This is a genomic window from Pseudomonas azerbaijanorientalis (genome assembly GCF_019139795.1).
Classification (GTDB): domain Bacteria; phylum Pseudomonadota; class Gammaproteobacteria; order Pseudomonadales; family Pseudomonadaceae; genus Aquipseudomonas; species Aquipseudomonas laurylsulfatiphila.
Genome location: NZ_CP077078.1, coordinates 6,020,665 through 6,037,267 on the forward strand (window position 1 = coordinate 6,020,665; position 16,603 = coordinate 6,037,267).

Here is a 16,603-nt window from a genome sequence, read left to right on the forward strand (position 1 = left end):
GTGGCGAACACAAATCCAGTGTGGGAGCGGGCTTGCCCGCGAAGAGGCCGGTTAGATCACCACTGAATCGGGATCAGTTGATTAACCCGGCATCCACCAACAACGCCTCCAGCGCCAGCAAATCCGGCACCTTCGCCACCTGCTCCCCCACCTGCACCGCCGCCTGCTCCAGCGCACACAACGGCACATCCACGTAACTCAACTGGCTGTCGAGCTTGCACGAGCGCGGAATCCCTTGCACCAGCAGCGCGATGAACTTCAGCTCCGGTCGCCCGCCGAGAGCGTTGAGAATGACGATCCGCGCACGCTCGCCAATGACGATTTTCTGCCCGCAAGCCGACTCGAAACTCAGCAGCGGTATCTGCCGTTCGCGCCATGTCACCAGGCCCAGGTACCACGGCGGTGTGTCGAGATCGAAGGTCCCCGGTTGCTGGTAGTCGATCAGCTCGGCCACGGCGACGTTGGGCAGGATCAGGTTGCGGTCGGCCAACGGCAGCAGCAGGCCGGTGAGGTTGCTGGTGCGGTGTTCAAGCATGGGTCTTGCTCCAAAAGGCGATGCTTTCGAGCAGCACCGATTCCTGGTACGGCTTGCCCAGGTAGTCGTTGACGCCGATGGCCATGGCGCGGTCGCGGTGTTTCTGCCCGGTGCGGGAGGTGATCATGATGATCGGCAGGTGCTGCAGGCGTTCGTCGTTGCGCACCTGGGTCGCGACCTCGAAGCCGTCCATGCGCGGCATCTCGATGTCCAGCAGCATCAGGTCGGGCATGTGCTCTTCCAGCAGCAGCATGGCATCGACCCCGTCCTTGGCGGTCAGTACGTTCATGCCGTGGCGTTCGAGCAAGCGGCTGGTGACCTTGCGCACGGTGACCGAGTCGTCGACCACCATCACCAGCAACGGCCGATGCGGTTCGACCTCGACCTCCTGCCCCGCGGGACGCTGGGGTACGCGGGCCTGCATGGCGCGGATCGGCGCCAGCAGATCCAGAATCAGCACCACCCGGCCATCGCCAAGAATCGTCGCCCCGGAGACCCCTTGCACCGCCGCGAACTGCAGCCCCAGGCTCTTGACCACAATCTCGCGAGTGCCGGCCATGGCGTCCACCAGCACCGCGATGTGTCGTTCGTTGCACTGCACCAGCAGCACCGGCAATGGCAGGCTCTGGCCCAACAGTTTCGGGCGCGGGATGGTTTTCAGCAGCTCACCCAGATAGCACAGCTCGTAACGTTGCCCGGCGTATTCGTAGGTTGGTGAATCGAAACGGAAATAACCTTCAAGCTCATTGGGCAGGACGCGAACGATGCCGTCGATGGTATTGAGCGGGATCGCGTATTGGTCCTCACCGCACTGCACCATCAGCGCCCGGTTGACCGAGACGGTAAACGGCAGGCGAATGCGGAAATGCACGCCCTGCCCGGGCACCGAGTCGATGCTCATGGTGCCGCCCAGTTGCCGCACCTCTTCATGCACCACGTCCATGCCGACGCCGCGACCGGAGATCTGGGTGATTTTCTCGGCCGTGGAAAACCCCGGTTGCAGGATGAACTGCAACACGTCGTGATCACTGATGACGCTGTCCGGGGCGAGCATGCCGCGCTTGATCGCCTTGCGCCGCACCGCGTCCAGCGGCACACCGGCGCCGTCGTCGCGGATGTCGAAAATGATGTCGCCGCCTTCACGCAGCAGATCTAGGGTGATCTTGCCCTTGGCCGGCTTCCCCGCCGCCAGCCGCGCTTCGACGGACTCCAGGCCGTGGTCGACGGCGTTGCGCAGCATGTGTTCCAGCGGCGCGGCCATGCGTTCAAGCACGTTGCGATCCATCTCGCCTTCGGCATTATCGACGATGAAATCCACGTCCTTGCCCAGCTCGCTGGCCACCTGGCGGACGATGCGCTGTAACCGCGGGAGCATGCGTTCGAACGGCACCATGCGCGTGCGCATCAGCCCTTCCTGCAACTCGGTGTTGATGCGGCCCTGCTGTTGCAGGAGGTTTTCCGCTTCCTGATTGCGTCGCTCGAGGGTTTCCTTGAGGTCGAGCAAGTCAGAGGCCGATTCAAACAGCGCGCGGGACAGTTGCTGCAATTGCGAGTGACGGTCCATTTCCAGCGGGTCGAACTCTTCATAGCCCAGGCGTTCGGCGTCGACTTGCTGGCGGCTGAGGATCCGCCCCTGGGTTTCGGTATCGAGGCGGCGCAACTGGTCGCGCATGCGCTCGATGGTGGTTTCCATCTCGCTCAGGGCGATGTGCGCATCGTTGACCTGCTGTTCGATCCGGCCACGGAAGATCGATGTTTCACCGGCCAGGTTGACCAGATCGTCGAGCAACTCCGCCGAGACCTTGACCATGTCGGCGCCGGCATCGGACGACGGCGCCAGTGGCTCGGCCTTGGGCGTGGCCGGCGACGCAACCGCCGTGGGCGCTTCGGGCACTGCCGGGTGGCTGAAGTTCTTGATCGCATCGATCAAGCGATCGGCGGGCGGCATCGGCTCACCGGCCCGGGCCGCGTCGAGCATCTGCGCCAGGCGGTCATGGCTGCGTTGCAACAGCGCGAACAACGGCGCCGTCGGCTGCAACACGCCGGTGGACAGGCCCTCGTAGAGGAACTCCAGTTCATGGGCCAGGTCGCCAATCGCGGCGATTTCCACCATGCGCGCGCCGCCCTTGAGGGTGTGCAGGTCGCGCAGCAGGGTTTCCACTTCCTGACGGCTCGAAGGCTGGGCCTGCCAGCGCTCAAGCGCCGCACCGGAGCTTTCGATGATGTCGAAACCTTCCTCGAGGAAGATCTCCAGCAACTCGGGATCATGGGCGGCCGAGTCATTAGTGGCTGCCAGTTCGCTGACCTCGGCGGCGCCTGAATGGCCCTGCCGGTAGGCGCGAATGGCCTCGATCAGCTCAGCGCAATCGCCCAAGGGCTGGTTGTGCCGTAACTGGTCAAGGTACTGCGCCAAGCGGTCATGGCTCTGCTGCAACAGCACCGCCAATGAGTCGCTGTAGGCGTAGCGACGATCCACCAGACCTTCGTAAAGGCTTTCCAGTTCATGGGCCAGATCGCCAACCGGCCCGACCTCGGCCATGCGCGCGCCGCCTTTGAGGGTGTGCAAGTCCCGTTGCAGGGACGACAGCGGCGCGGCGTTGTCCGAGTCACGCAACCAGCGTTGCAGGGCCTGACCGGCGCTTTCGAGGATATCCACCGCCTCTTCAAGGAAGATCGCGACGATTTCATCATCCAGTGCGCGCCCCTCTCCTGTAGGAGCGAGCTCGCTCGCGATGGTCTCACCGGCGCCGCGTTTATCCAATGGTAACGCGTCATCGTTAACGTCCATCGCGAGCGGGCTCGCTCCTACAGGGGGTAGCGTGCGCTCAAGTTCCTCGGTGGCAGCACCCAGCTCGCGGATGCTCAGGGTACGGCTGCCATCACTGCGGATCAGGCCCATGGCCGACGGGTCGAGGCTCTCGTCGAGCAACTCGCGCAAGGCCCTGATCCGTTGCGGCTGCGGGCTGACTTCCTGACCGGCGGCCAGTTCGTCGAGCATATTGATCAGCGCTTCGTGGGCACCCTGAGCCTCATGGAAAAACCGCTCGCTGACCGCCAGGCTGCTTTCTTCCACGGCACCGTAGAGGTCGAGCAACGCCTCGCACAGCTCATCCACCGGGTGCAGCTCGGCCAGGTGGGCGCCTTCGCCGAGGGTGGTCAATTCATCCAGCAGCGCGCTGAGTTCCTGGCGTTCGCCGGGGTGTTGCTGCCAACGTTGTAGTAGGCTCTCGGCGTCCAGCAGGATGTCCATGCCCTGGGAGAGAAAGTTGTTGATCAGTTGCGGATCGCGCTTGATCCGCAGCCCGGTGTTAGGTGTGCTCAGGAGGTTTTCCAGGCGCTCGGCCAGCAGCGCTTTGGCTCGCTCAATCAAATGCAGGGCGCCGGGAATTTCCGCCAGCGGATCGGTCTTGAGCTGGCGCAGACCGAGGCGGAACAGCCCTTCTGCTTCCAGCAGCAATTCCACTTCATCAAGGTCCAGCGCGATCAGGTGCGCCTTGTACTCCCGGGCCAGTTGATCCAGTGGCGCGGCCAGCTCGGCAATCGGCAAGACACCGGCCATATAGGCACTGCCCTTGAGGGTGTGCAAGGCGCGCTGCAATTCGTCACTGGCCTGCAACGGCACGTGCTCGGCAGCCTGATCAAGGAAGCGATTGAGGCTGCCCAAGTGGGTTTGCGCCTCTTTGCGGAAGATCTCCAGCAACAGCGGGTCGAGGGCCGCGACATCCTGCGTATCCTCATCGGACACCGGTTCGTCACCCTTGGCCAGGGCATGGGCGCGGGCGGCCAACTGGTCGACATCGTTGCGCTGACGCTGGGCATTGGCGGCGTATTCAGCCACCAGCTCCGGCAGCAGATGCAGCACGTCGCCGATCAGTTGCTGCACCGTAGCGCCGGGCTCCACGCTGTTTTCCAGTACGCGGTTAAGCAGGTTCTCCACGGCCCAGGCCAGCTCGCCCAGCACCAGGGCACGCACCATGCGACCACTGCCCTTGAGGGTATGAAACGCGCGGCGCAGTTCGCTCAGGGCCGAGCGGCTGTCAGGATTGGCTGACCAGCGCGGCAAATACTCGCGCAGGATTTCCAGGACTTCGTCGGTCTCTTCAAGGAACACCTCGCGCAGTTCCTCGTCCACCGGTTCTTCGCCCGGGGGTGGCGGCAACAGGCTGCCCGGGGTGTCCAGGGCGGGCGGGTTCAGGCTCGAAACCGGGCTGGCGAGCACATCGGCCAGGGTCTGGACAATCTGCGGATCATCCAGCTCCTGCATCATCTGCATGACCTGCGCTTCGCTCGGGTTGAGCACATCATCCAGCACGGGCACATGCTGCTCACTGGGGAAAAACCCGAGGCTCGCCAGGCTTTTTTCCGCGACATCGAGCAGGTTTTCACCCTGCGCCTGCGGGTCATCGCCGAGGCGCTCGAGGTAGTACTCGATGCTGGTGATCACGTCGGCCAGGCTGTCCAGTTCCTGCCAGCCCGGCTGACCCGGCTCGAGCAACAGGTGCTCGCGAATGAAGTGATTGCAGGTGTCGACCAGGCTCGCCGCCCGGCTCAACGGAATCATCGCCAGCGCGCCGCGCACCTGGGTCAGCAAGGCCGGCAGTGCCTGCAAATGCTGGCGGTCCCAATCGGCGTCGATGTAGTCGACGATCATGTCCTTGGCCTGCTGCAAACAAATGCGGGCCTCCTTGATCACGATCTGATGGATCTGCGTCAGGTCGGTGGTCGGCAGGCGATTGTCATCCTGGCTCTCCGGCTCCACGGTGCCGACCATGCCGGCCAGCGTCGCTTCGACGTACAGCAAGGCCCCGGCTACGTCCATGAGGATCGCATCGTTGGGTTCGCGCTGGCCCTGGGCGAGGCTGAGCACCACCGCCAATTGATCGATGATCACCTTGCGCGGCTGGCCGAAGCCCAGGACCGCCAGGGTATCGGCGATTTGCCGTAGCGGCGCCAGCAGGCTGTCGAGGTCAGCGGTGTGCTGGCGGTCACTGCGCACGAACAGATCCAGGCGTTCCTTGACCCGCACCAGCTCTTCGCACAGCGCTGCCAGCACCGAGCGCATGGCATCACGGTCGGGACCGGCCAGCCGCGCGCGTTCTTCATCGACTATCGCGCTGTCGGGCAGCGCGTCGTCCAGTGAGTAGCGTTCTTTCATGGTCAGCATCTGCCCGGTGGGATGTTCGGCCTTGGCTATGTAGAACAGTAAACTCTTGAGCAGCTCCGGTGGCGCCGGTTGATTGATGCCGCGCATGCCTTCTTCGAGCAGGCGCTTGAGTTCTTTGTCGGCGTCCTTGAACAGGCTGCGCAAGGCCGGGCTGTTGGCGATCGCTCCGCCCTGCATGCCTTCGACCAGCGCCGAGGCCACCTGCCATAACGGGTTCAGGGGTGCATTGGCGCACAGTGCTTCGAGGCGGGCGAAGACCTTGGCCAGGTAATCGAGGTTGGTTTCGTTATCCTGCTCACGCAGGAACCCGACCAACGCCATTTGCAGCATCTGCCGCAGCTTGCGCAGCACATTGGGCAATTCGGCCGGCTCAAGCTGCGCCAGCGATTCTGCGTCCAGCGCAGGCAACTCGGGCAATTGCGGGCTGAACAGGCTGGTTTCCGACAGCAGGCTTTCGCCACGGGCGCTGCGCAGGTCGTTGATCAGTGGCAACACCACCAGTGGCAAGTCGCGGCGCGCACCTTGCACCCGGTCCAGGTAGATCGGCAACTGTCCGAGGGCCTGCATCAACAGGTGCAACGCCTCGTCGCGATGGCTGACGCGGTCACCCTGCAAGGCCATGGCCAGTTGTTCCATCTCTTCGGCGAGCAATGCCGCACCGTAGAATTCGACCATCTGCAAACTGCCGTGGACCTGATGGATGCACGCAAGGCATTCATCCAGCGCATGCGTCGCCTGCGGGTCATCGAGCAGGCTCTCGATCGCGTGATGAGCCTGTTTCAGCGTTTCGGCAATCTCGCCCTTGACCCACTCGAGGGCCACATAGTCGTGCCGATCACCCATAACCACTCCAATCACAATTCAGATACCCATGGGCGGTTCAAGCTTTGTCCACAACCTGCGCCCTGGCATCCGGCAAGGTGAAACCGGACACCGAACGACGCAACTGACTGGCCATTTTAGCCAGGTTGCCGATGCTGTCGGCCGTGGCGGTGGAACCTGACGACGTCTGCGAGGTGATCTGCTGGATCACGTTCATCGTCAGGGAAATCTGGCCGGCCGACGACGTCTGCTGTTGCGCGGCATTGGAGATGCTCTGGATCAGCGCCGCGAGCGTCTTCGACACACCCTCGATTTCTTCCAGGGCCACACCGGCATCCTGCGCCAGACGGGCGCCGCGCACCACTTCGGTCGTCGTCTGCTCCATGGAGATGACCGCCTCGTTGGTGTCGGTCTGGATCGCCCGCACCAGAGTCTCGATCTGCCGGGTGGCGGCAGAAGAGCGCTCGGCCAGCCGCTGCACTTCATCGGCCACCACGGCGAAACCGCGACCGGCGTCGCCAGCCATGGACGCCTGGATGGCCGCGTTGAGGGCGAGGATGTTGGTCTGGTCGGCAATGTCATCGATCAGGCTGACAATGTCGCCGATTTCCTGGGACGACTCGCCAAGGCGCTTGATACGCTTGGCCGTGTCCTGAATCTGCTCGCGAATGTTGTCCATGCCGTGGATGGTGTTGTGCACCACCTCGTTGCCCTTGTTGGCAATTTCCACCGAGCGCTCGGCAACCGCCGAAGATTCAGCGGCATTGGCCGACACCTGGTCGATGGACTCGGCCATGTCGTTGATCGCCATCGAGGCCTCGGAAATCTGCTGGGCCTGATGTTCCGATGCCTGGGCCAGGTGCATGGCGGTGGCCTGGGTTTCCTGCACGGCGGCGGCGACCTGGCCGGCGGTGAGGTTGATGGTCGCGACCAGATCGCGCAACTGGTCGACGGAGTAATTGATCGAGTCGGCAATGGTGCCGGTAAAGTCTTCCGTCACCGAGGCCGTCACCGTGAGGTCGCCGTCGGCCAGGTCTTCGATCTCGTCGAGCAAACGCATGATCGCGTTCTGGTTACGCTCGTTTTTCTCGGCGGTTTCGCGCAGCTGGCGATTGGTTTCGCGCACCATCACCAGGCCGATCAGGATGATCGAAGTCAGCGCCAGCAAGCCCAGCACATAACCGCCTATGGTGTCGGTGGTGCGCCCGCCGACCATGTTTTCAAAACCGCTGGCCAGGTGTGAAGCCTCGTCGAGCAGGGTTTGCGAGAGACTGAAAATGTTCGAGGCCGATTCACGGACCTTGAACAGCTCAGGCGAGGTTTCGAGGATCTCGTCCACCGAGCCCGAGACGAACTCGAACAGCTCGGCAATTTCCGCCAGTCGCGCACGGGCGTCGCGGTCTTCGACCTGACTGACCTTGAGCGCCGGGTCGCCCTGGAGCATGCCGTTGAGCACCTTGCCGAACTGCGTCGCGTCACGCCCGAACGCATCGGCGGCCTGCTGTGAGTTTTCGTCGCCGGCCAATACCGTATTGACCGCACCGAGGATCCGCTCGGCCAGCAGCGATTGACGCTGGGCCATGGCCACCTGGGCCGCCGGGGCGCCCCGTTGCAGGAGGATCTCGACGACTTTTTCGTACTCGACCTGCAACTGCGGCACGGTTTCAGCCAGCGTCGCGGCGACCTGATGCAGGGACAGTACGGTTTGCTCGCTGGAGAGAATCGCGTCGGTGTTCTTCAGCAGGCGTTCCCAGTCCTGTTGCACCGCGCGCATCTCTGGGCGCACGGTGGCCGGGGCCGGTGGCAGGCTGGTGGCCGGGTCGCCCTTCTTCAGATAGCCCCAGCGCCGGGCAAAATCGTTACGCGCATCGCTGAGCAACTTGAACGCGGCAGCCTTGCCGGCGGCCGCTTCGGTGGCGTTCTTGGCGATGCGCTGGGACAACACGCGCAGTTCGCCGGCGTGGCCGATGTACTGTTTGTCGTAGGTCGCCTGGGTGTTGAGGTACGCGAAGTTGGCGAACAGCAGCATGATGAAGACGATCAGCGCGATGAACAGCACGATGATCTGCGAACGGCTGCGCGACCCTTCCATTGGCTTGCCTGCTTTTGTTTTTGTCATCGGTCCTCGCCTGTTAACCCACTTCCTGGCCTGCCCGGGACCCTGTGGGAGCGGGCTTGCTCGCGAAAGCGGTAGATCAGCCAAAATCAATGTTGAATGGACTGCCGCCTTCGCGAGCAAGCCCGCTCCCACATTGGATCGCTGTTGTTCCGTTTACACCGCGACGTTCATGAACCCCTGAGACCGCGTCAACGCAAACGGGCTGAACACCTGCCAGCACTGCCCGCGCTGAAACCGGCCTTGGACGAATGCCCCCACCGGCCCCTTCAGCTCGTCTGCCGGCACGGGTTCCAGGCTGTCCCGGGCAAAGTGCTGGAGGCCGACGACTTCATCGACCAGCAACCCGGCAAACACCTCATCGTGGTCCACCACCAACACCCGGCGCTGGCGGCGCACCGCCGAAAGCTCGTGCCCGAAGAAACCGCTCAGATCCATGACCGGCAGCAATCGCCCGCGCAGGTTGGCGACACCCTTAACCCAGGATTTGACCCCCGGCAGCTGAGTGAGTCGCGGCTCATGCAAGACTTCGCTGACTTCACTCATGGGCGCGACGTACCAGTGCTCGCCCAGGCGAAAACCGATGCCGCTCCAGCTGTCCCGACGGGTCGGCTGGGACGGCAAGTCCGCCGCCAGCAAACGACAGCGCTGGTCGATCTGCAGCAGCAGTTCGAAAGCCGTCAGCGACTCGTTCATGGCCTGACGATCAACCGGCCAGCACGTTGTTCAGGGTCTTGATCAGGGTCTCTTCATCGACCGGCTTGGTCAGGTAGTCCTTGGCGCCCTGGCGCGTGCCCCAGACCTTGTCGGTGTCCTGGTCCTTGGTGGTGATGATGATCACCGGGATGTGTCCGGTTTCCGGGTCCTTGGTCAACTGGCGTGTTGCCTGGAAACCATTGAGGCCGGGCATGACGATGTCCATCAGGACAGCGTCGGGCTTTTCCTGGCGGGCCAGGGCCACGCCGTCGGCGCCGTTTTCGGCTTTCAACACTTCATGGCCATGCTTTTCCAGCATGCCGGTCAGTTTGTACATTTCGGTCGGCGAATCATCGACGATCAGAATACGTGCCATAGTCTTCCCCATTCTTGTCGACGCAGGGCCCGATGGCCGAGCGTCACTGTGCGTGTCCTACTGCGGCAAAACGGCGGCGAAACCAGGCACATGGGCCTGGATCGCATCCAGCAACTCTTCCTTGCTGAAAGGCTTGGTCAAAAACTGGTCGGAGCCGACGATGCGCCCCTTGGCCTTGTCGAACAGGCCATCCTTGGATGACAGCATAATCACCGGGGTGGACTTGAACGCACTGTTGTTCTTGATCAGGGCGCAGGTCTGATAGCCATCCAGGCGCGGCATCATGATGTCGACAAAGATGATGCCGGGGTGGTTGTCGGCAATCTTGGCCAGGGCATCGAAGCCGTCGATGGCCGTGATGACTTCACAACCCACGTTCTTGAGCAGCGTTTCGGCGGTGCGACGGATCGTCTTCGAATCGTCGATCACCATGACCTTCAAGGCGCTGGGGTGCTGTTCCATAAGATGCTCTGCGTCGCCTTTACGAATCAAATTGTCCGTTTGCGGGTAATTGGCGGCTCGAAACCCTTGATACTCAAGGGCCAGCACGGCATGGCAGCCTTTTTAGCACAGTCTCCAGAACCAATCTATCGGCCGACCGGGGCGATGGTTTTTCCTTGACCGCAAACACACTCAGCGCCACTCTGACGCCACTTTTATACGGCCCTTTGGCCTGATCGCTTTTTGTGGGAGCGAGCCTGCTCGCGATGGTGTATCAGCTGCATTGATGTCGACTGACACGCCATCGCGAGCAGGCTCGCTCCCACAGAAGATCAACGTCCGGCCCCCATTTTTCGAGGAAAACCCAATGAGCGTTCGCGTCGGGATTGTCATGGACCCTATCGCCAGCATTTCCTATAAAAAGGATAGCTCGCTGGCCATGCTGCTGGCCGCGCAGAAGCGTGGCTGGGAGCTGTTCTATATGGAACAGCGCGACCTGTATCAGGGCGAGGGCCAGGCCCGGGCGCGGATGTGGCCGCTGCAGGTGTTCGCCAACCCGGAAAAATGGTTCGAACTGGGCGCCGAAAGCGACGCGCTGCTGAGCGATCTGGATGTGATCCTGATGCGCAAGGATCCGCCGTTCGACATGGAGTTCGTCTACTCCACCTACTTGCTGGAACAGGCCGAGCGCGCCGGTGTGCTGGTGGTCAACAAGCCGCAGAGCCTGCGCGACTGCAACGAAAAGCTGTTCGCCACGCTGTTCCCGCAGTGCACGCCGCCGACCGTGGTCAGTCGCCGCGCCGACGTGTTGCGTGAATTCGCCGCCGAACACGGCGATGTGATCCTCAAGCCGCTGGACGGCATGGGCGGCACGTCGATCTTCCGTCACCGCGCGGGCGACCCGAACCTGTCGGTGATCCTCGAAACCCTCACGGCCCTCGGCGCCCAGCAGATCATGGGCCAGGCCTACCTGCCGGCCATCAAGGACGGCGACAAGCGCATCCTGATGATCGACGGCGAGCCTGTGGATTATTGCCTGGCACGGATTCCGGCCCAGGGTGAAACCCGTGGCAACCTCGCCGCCGGCGGCCGTGGCGAAGCCCGTCCGCTGACCGAAAAGGATCGCTGGATCGCCGCACAAGTCGGCCCGACCCTGCGTGAAAAAGGCCTGTTGTTCGTTGGCCTGGACGTGATCGGCGAGCACCTGACGGAGATCAATGTCACCAGCCCGACCTGCATCCGCGAGATTGACAATGCCTTTGGCACCGATATCGGCGGCCTGCTGATGGATGCCATCGATCAGAAGCTCAAGGCACGTTGATTAGCCAAACCAACATTGCGTTATCATGCGCGGCCTGTGAAAACGCGATGTTGGTTTCCTTGTCATGACCCTCCCGTCCGATCTGCCTGCCGAACTCGCCCACCGTGGCGTGCGCCCGGCCGATCGCCTCGGTTTTACCCTGTTTCTGGCGGCGCTGATCCACCTGGCCTTGCTGCTGGGTGTCGGGTTTGCCGTGGTCGAGCCCAAGCAGATCAGCAAAACCCTGGAAATCACCCTCGCCACCTTCAAAAGCGAAAAGAAGCCTGAAAAGGCCGATTTCCTGGCGCAAGAGAACCAGCAAGGCAGCGGCACCCTGGATAAAAAGGCGATTCCCAAGACCACCGAGGTCGCGCCCTTCCAGGACAACAAGGTACAGAAAGTCACGCCACCGCCGGCCGCCAAGCCTGAAGCGCAGGAAGCCCCGCCGAAGGCTGCCGTGACCACCGTGGCGCCGAAGCCGAAAAAAGCCCCCGCCAAGACCGAGGAGCCCAAGACCGAGGTCAAACCTCAGGTCCAGGCGCCGACGTTCGACAGTGAGCGGCTGTCCAGCGACATCGCCAGCCTGGAAGCGGAACTGGCTGCCGAACAACAACTGTACGCCAAGCGCCCGCGCATCCACCGCTTGAGCGCCGCCTCGACCATGCGCGACAAGGGCGCTTGGTACAAAGACGAATGGCGCAAGAAAGTCGAGCGCATCGGCAACCTCAATTACCCCGACGAAGCACGGCGCAAACAGATCTACGGCAATTTGCGCCTGATGGTGTCGATCAACCGTGACGGCTCGCTGTATGAGGTGCTGGTACTGGAATCTTCAGGCCAGCCGCTGCTGGACCAGGCGGCGCAACGGATCGTCCGGCTGGCGGCGCCGTTCGCACCCTTTACCGGGGATCTGTCGGATGTTGACCGGTTGGAGATCATCCGGACCTGGAAGTTTGCCCGCGGCGATCGCCTCTCAAGCAACTGACCAGCATATAACCCTGTGGGAGCGGGCTTGCCCGCGAAGAGGCCGGTACATTTGGCATAAATGTCGACTGACCTGACGCCTTCGCGGGCAAGCCCGCTCCCACAGTGATCTCCATTGTCAGTGAAATCGGGGCATTTCCTGCGCATCCCCGGCTTGTCAGTTCGCCCCTCGAACGCCACACTAGCGCACATGAAAAACGTCAGCCCCAGCTACCTCAAGCATCAATTCCTGATCGCCATGCCGCACATGGCCGACCCGAACTTTGCGCACACCTTGACCTACATCGTCGAGCACACGGCCAATGGTGCCATGGGGCTGGTGGTCAACCGTCCGCAAGAGCTGAACCTGGCCGATATCCTTGAGCAATTACGCCCGGAAATCGAACCGCCAGCGCTCTGCCAGCATGTGCCGATCTTCATCGGCGGCCCGGTGCAAACCGATCGCGGCTTCGTCCTTCACCCCAAGGGGCAGAGTTTCCAGGCGACCGTTGATCTGGAAGATGAGTTGTCCCTGTCGACGTCCCAGGACGTACTGTTCGCCATCGCTGACGGCGTCGGCCCGGCAAAAAGCCTGATCGCCCTCGGTTATGCCGGCTGGGAAGCCGGGCAACTGGAGGCCGAACTGGCCCAGAACGCCTGGCTGAACTGCCCGTTTGACGCCGACATCCTGTTCAACACCAGCAGCGAACTTCGCCTGGAAGCGGCCGCCAGACACCTGGGCGTCAACCTCAGCCTGCTGACCAGCCAGGCGGGGCACGCCTGATGGCCCTGAAGCTGATTCTGGGGTTTGATTACGGCACCAAACAGATCGGCGTTGCGGTCGGCCAGGTGATTACCGGCCAGGCTCGTGAGCTGTGCACCCTGAAAGCGCAGAACGGCATTCCTGACTGGAACCAGGTCGAAGCCCTCATCAAAGAGTGGAAACCCGATGCCGTGGTGGTCGGCCTGCCGCTGAACATGGACGGCACGCCCAGCGACATGTGCGCTCGCGCGGAAAAATTCGCCCGGCGCCTGAACGGCCGATTCAACCTGCCCTTCTATACCCACGATGAACGCCTGACCACCTTCGAGGCCAAGGGCGAACGCCTGGCTCGTGGTGGCCAGAAAGGCAGTTACCGCGACAACCCGGTCGACGCCATCGCCGCCGCCCTGCTGCTGCAAGGCTGGCTCGACGAAAATGGCGCACTGTTCGAATCCTGAAGAGCCGCGATGCGTCTCTCTTAGCTACAACCCGAGCCACCTTGCGTGAAACCCGGCTCGGGCCCAAGAAGGAGCAACCATGAGCCTGCCCAATCCCGCCGAACTGATCAGCCAGATGGCCACGCGCCTGAAGGCCCACCTGGAACACCGTGGCATCAGCGACCCGCGCTTCATCGGCATTCGTACCGGCGGCGTCTGGGTGGCCCAGGCCCTGCTCAAGGAGCTGGGCAGCAATGAGCCCCTCGGCACTCTCGACGTCTCCTTCTACCGCGACGACTTCAGCCAGAACGGCCTGCACCCGCAGGTTCGCCCTTCGGCGCTGCCGTTCGAGATCGAAGGCCAGCACCTGGTGCTGATCGACGATGTGCTGATGAGCGGCCGGACCATCCGCGCTGCCATGAACGAACTGTTCGACTACGGCCGCCCGGCCAGCGTGACGCTGGTGTGCCTGCTGGACCTGGACGCCGGCGAACTGCCGATCCGCCCGAACGTGGTGGGTGCGACCCTGTCGCTGGCCGCCCACGAACGGGTGAAGCTGTCGGGTCCGGAGCTCGCGCTCGAACTGCAAGACCTCGCCCTTTAATTCGCCCTATTGAGAGTCCCCCTTGCGATGACGCCTCTAGACACCAAGCGCCCGCTGCAGCTCAATGATCAGGGCCAGCTGCGCCACTTCCTCTCGCTCGACGGTTTGCGCCGTGAGCTGTTGACGGAAATCCTCGACACCGCCGATTCCTTCCTCGAAGTCGGCGCCCGGGCCGTGAAGAAAGTCCCGTTGCTGCGCGGCAAGACCGTGTGCAATGTGTTCTTCGAGAACTCGACCCGTACCCGCACCACCTTCGAACTGGCGGCCCAACGGCTCTCGGCGGACGTGATCACCCTCAACGTGTCCACGTCGTCGGCGAGCAAGGGCGAGACCCTGCTCGACACTCTGCGTAACCTCGAAGCCATGGCCGCCGACATGTTCGTCGTGCGCCACGGCGATTCCGGCGCCGCGCACTTCATCGCCGAGCATGTCTGCCCGCAAGTGGCGATCATCAACGGCGGTGACGGCCGGCACGCGCACCCGACCCAGGGCATGCTCGACATGCTGACCATTCGCCGGCACAAGGGCGGGTTCGAAAACCTTTCGGTGGCCATCGTCGGCGACATCCTGCACTCGCGGGTGGCGCGCTCGAACATGCTGGCCCTGAAAACCCTCGGTTGCCCGGACATTCGCGTGATCGCACCGAAGACCCTGCTGCCGATCGGCATCGAGCAATACGGCGTGAAGGTCTACACCGACATGACTGAAGGCCTGAAAGACGTCGACGTGGTGATCATGTTGCGCTTGCAGCGTGAACGCATGACCGGCGGCCTGCTGCCTAGCGAAGGCGAGTTCTACCGCCTGTTCGGCCTGACCACTGCGCGCCTGGCCGGCGCCAAACCCGATGCCATTGTGATGCACCCGGGGCCGATCAACCGCGGCGTGGAAATCGAGTCGGCAGTGGCCGACGGCCCGCACTCGGTAATCCTCAACCAGGTGACCTACGGGATCGCCATTCGTATGGCCGTGCTGTCCATGGCCATGAGCGGGCAGACTGCGCAGCGTCAATTCGAGCAGGGCCAATTCGAACAGGAGAACGCACAGTGAAGCTCAGCATTCTCGGCGCCCGCGTGATCGATCCGGCCAGCGGCCTGGATCAAGTGACCGATATCCACATTGAAGCCTGCAAAGTCGTCGCCCTTGGCGCGGCGCCCGCCGGTTTTGTCGCTGTCGACACGATCGACGCCAAAGGCCTGGTGGCCGCTCCCGGCCTGGTCGACCTCAACGTTGCCCTGCGCGAGCCGGGTTACAGCCGAAAAGGCTCGATTGTCAGCGAAACCCGCGCGGCGGCGGCTGGCGGCGTGACCAGCCTGTGCTGCCCGCCGAAGACCAAACCGGTGCTGGACACCTCGGCGGTGGCCGAACTGATCCTCGACCGCGCCCGTGAGGCCGGCAACACCAAAGTCTTCCCGATTGGCGCCCTGAGCAAAGGCCTGGATGGTGAACAGCTGGCCGAGCTGGTTGCCTTACGTGATGCCGGTTGTGTGGCCTTCGGCAACGGCCTGGAGAGTTTCCGCAACACCCGCACCCTGTGCCGGGCACTGGACTACGCGGCAACTTTCGACCTGACGGTGATTTTCAACTCCCAGGATCACGACTTGGCCGAAGGCGGCCTGGCTCACGAAGGCCCGACCGCCAGTTTCCTTGGCCTGCCGGGCATCCCGGAAAGCGCAGAAACCGTCGCCCTGGCCCGGGATCTGTTGTTGGTTGAACAGACCGGCGTGCGCGCGCACTTCAGCCAGCTCACCAGTGCCCGTGGCGTGGAACTGATCGCCCAGGCCCAAGCCCGGGGCCTGAAGGTGACCGCGGATGTCGCCCTGTACCAGTTGATCCTGACCGACGAAGCCCTGATCGACTTCAGCAGCCTGTATCACGTCCAGCCGCCGCTACGCACCCGCGCCGACCGCGATGGCCTGCGCGCAGCGGTGAAATCCGGCGTGATCTCGGCCATCTCCAGCCATCACCAACCCCATGAGCGTGACGCCAAGCTGGCACCGTTCGGCGCCACCGAGCCGGGCATCAGCAGCGTTGAACTACTGTTGCCACTGGCGATGACCCTGGTGGAAGACGGCTTGCTGGACCTGCCGACGCTGCTCAAGCGCCTGAGCGCCGGCCCTGCCGAGGCCTTGCGCCTGCCGGCAGGCAAACTGGCGGTGGGTGGTGCGGCGGACATCGTGCTGTTCGACCCGGCGACCTCGACCGTCGCGGGCGAAACCTGGTTGTCGAAGGGCGAGAACTGCCCGTTCATTGGCCACAGCCTGCCGGGTGTAGTGCGTTACACCCTGGTGGATGGGCGCATTAGCCACCAGGCTTAAAAACAAAAGATCGCAGCCTGCGGCAGCTCCTACAGGGAAATGCATATTCCTGTGTAGGAGCTGCCGCAGGC

The 16,603-nt window shown here is 63.0% G+C and carries 13 protein-coding genes; 7 read left to right on the forward strand and 6 right to left on the reverse strand.

Going from position 1 to position 16,603, the window contains the following annotated elements; genetic code table 11:
• Window positions 1-73: 73 nt before the first annotated feature.
• The 6 genes from KSS91_RS27055 to pilG all read right to left on the reverse strand — a co-directional run bounded on the left by KSS91_RS27055 (window position 74) and on the right by pilG (window position 10,171).
• Window positions 74-535 (reverse strand): chemotaxis protein CheW, encoded by a 462-nt coding sequence (locus KSS91_RS27055; RefSeq protein WP_104450128.1) that lies wholly within the window; start codon window positions 533-535, stop codon window positions 74-76.
• On the reverse strand, window positions 528-6,542 hold the full coding sequence (locus tag KSS91_RS27060; RefSeq protein ID WP_217836610.1) for an Hpt domain-containing protein: 6,015 nt from the start codon (window positions 6,540-6,542) through the stop codon (window positions 528-530). The genes KSS91_RS27055 and KSS91_RS27060 overlap by 8 nt, the downstream gene beginning before the upstream one ends.
• 37 nt (window positions 6,543-6,579) lie before the next feature.
• Window positions 6,580-8,640, reverse strand: a complete 2,061-nt coding sequence (locus tag KSS91_RS27065) for a methyl-accepting chemotaxis protein (RefSeq protein ID WP_217836611.1) — start codon at window positions 8,638-8,640, stop codon at window positions 6,580-6,582.
• Window positions 8,641-8,793: 153 nt separating this feature from the next.
• Entirely contained in the window at window positions 8,794-9,333 is a 540-nt protein-coding gene (locus tag KSS91_RS27070) for a chemotaxis protein CheW (protein WP_217836612.1), read from the reverse strand.
• Between the two features lie 10 nt (window positions 9,334-9,343).
• Window positions 9,344-9,709 carry a twitching motility response regulator PilH gene (gene pilH / locus KSS91_RS27075; RefSeq protein ID WP_007975417.1) on the reverse strand — a complete coding sequence of 122 codons (366 nt, stop codon included), beginning with the start codon at window positions 9,707-9,709 and terminating at the stop codon, window positions 9,344-9,346.
• 57 nt (window positions 9,710-9,766) lie between these two features.
• Window positions 9,767-10,171 carry a twitching motility response regulator PilG gene (gene pilG / locus KSS91_RS27080; RefSeq protein WP_007987791.1) on the reverse strand — a complete coding sequence of 135 codons (405 nt, stop codon included), beginning with the start codon at window positions 10,169-10,171 and terminating at the stop codon, window positions 9,767-9,769.
• A 346-nt stretch (window positions 10,172-10,517) separates the two neighbouring features.
• On the opposite strand from pilG, the gene gshB reads away from it, so the two are divergent.
• The 7 genes from gshB (at window position 10,518) to KSS91_RS27115 (ending at window position 16,532) form a co-directional block, all read left to right on the forward strand.
• Window positions 10,518-11,471: a glutathione synthase gene (gene gshB, locus KSS91_RS27085; RefSeq protein WP_217836613.1), complete on the forward strand. Its 954-nt coding sequence runs from the start codon at window positions 10,518-10,520 to the stop codon at window positions 11,469-11,471.
• Window positions 11,472-11,535: 64 nt separating this feature from the next.
• Window positions 11,536-12,435: an energy transducer TonB gene (locus tag KSS91_RS27090; RefSeq protein ID WP_015097199.1), complete on the forward strand. Its 900-nt coding sequence runs from the start codon at window positions 11,536-11,538 to the stop codon at window positions 12,433-12,435.
• Between the two features lie 189 nt (window positions 12,436-12,624).
• A complete protein-coding gene (locus tag KSS91_RS27095; protein WP_015097200.1) occupies window positions 12,625-13,197 on the forward strand; it encodes a YqgE/AlgH family protein in 573 nt (190 codons plus the stop codon).
• Window positions 13,197-13,634 (forward strand): Holliday junction resolvase RuvX, encoded by a 438-nt coding sequence (gene ruvX, locus KSS91_RS27100; protein WP_007975412.1) that lies wholly within the window; start codon window positions 13,197-13,199, stop codon window positions 13,632-13,634. Before KSS91_RS27095 ends, ruvX begins: the two co-directional genes overlap by 1 nt.
• Before the next feature lie 79 nt (window positions 13,635-13,713).
• A complete protein-coding gene (gene pyrR / locus KSS91_RS27105) occupies window positions 13,714-14,217 on the forward strand; it encodes a bifunctional pyr operon transcriptional regulator/uracil phosphoribosyltransferase PyrR (RefSeq protein ID WP_015097201.1) in 504 nt (167 codons plus the stop codon).
• A gap of 27 nt (window positions 14,218-14,244) precedes the next feature.
• On the forward strand, window positions 14,245-15,264 hold the full coding sequence (locus KSS91_RS27110; protein WP_104450136.1) for an aspartate carbamoyltransferase catalytic subunit: 1,020 nt from the start codon (window positions 14,245-14,247) through the stop codon (window positions 15,262-15,264).
• Window positions 15,261-16,532, forward strand: coding sequence for a dihydroorotase (locus KSS91_RS27115; RefSeq protein WP_217836614.1), 1,272 nt, complete (start codon window positions 15,261-15,263; stop codon window positions 16,530-16,532). Before KSS91_RS27110 ends, KSS91_RS27115 begins: the two co-directional genes overlap by 4 nt.
• Window positions 16,533-16,603: the final 71 nt, after the last annotated feature.

Bases quoted from the DNA above. Each gene is read 5' to 3' on its own strand.
- KSS91_RS27055 (WP_104450128.1), bottom strand. From the start codon at position 535: ATGCTTGAACACCGCACCAGCAACCTCACCGGCCTGCTGCTGCCGTTG.
- KSS91_RS27060 (WP_217836610.1), bottom strand. From the start codon at position 6,542: ATGGGTGATCGGCACGACTATGTGGCCCTCGAGTGGGTCAAGGGCGAG.
- KSS91_RS27065 (WP_217836611.1), bottom strand. From the start codon at position 8,640: ATGACAAAAACAAAAGCAGGCAAGCCAATGGAAGGGTCGCGCAGCCGT.
- KSS91_RS27070 (WP_217836612.1), bottom strand. From the start codon at position 9,333: ATGAACGAGTCGCTGACGGCTTTCGAACTGCTGCTGCAGATCGACCAG.
- pilH (WP_007975417.1), bottom strand. From the start codon at position 9,709: ATGGCACGTATTCTGATCGTCGATGATTCGCCGACCGAAATGTACAAA.
- pilG (WP_007987791.1), bottom strand. From the start codon at position 10,171: ATGGAACAGCACCCCAGCGCCTTGAAGGTCATGGTGATCGACGATTCG.
- gshB (WP_217836613.1), top strand. From the start codon at position 10,518: ATGAGCGTTCGCGTCGGGATTGTCATGGACCCTATCGCCAGCATTTCC.
- KSS91_RS27090 (WP_015097199.1), top strand. From the start codon at position 11,536: ATGACCCTCCCGTCCGATCTGCCTGCCGAACTCGCCCACCGTGGCGTG.
- KSS91_RS27095 (WP_015097200.1), top strand. From the start codon at position 12,625: ATGAAAAACGTCAGCCCCAGCTACCTCAAGCATCAATTCCTGATCGCC.
- ruvX (WP_007975412.1), top strand. From the start codon at position 13,197: ATGGCCCTGAAGCTGATTCTGGGGTTTGATTACGGCACCAAACAGATC.
- pyrR (WP_015097201.1), top strand. From the start codon at position 13,714: ATGAGCCTGCCCAATCCCGCCGAACTGATCAGCCAGATGGCCACGCGC.
- KSS91_RS27110 (WP_104450136.1), top strand. From the start codon at position 14,245: ATGACGCCTCTAGACACCAAGCGCCCGCTGCAGCTCAATGATCAGGGC.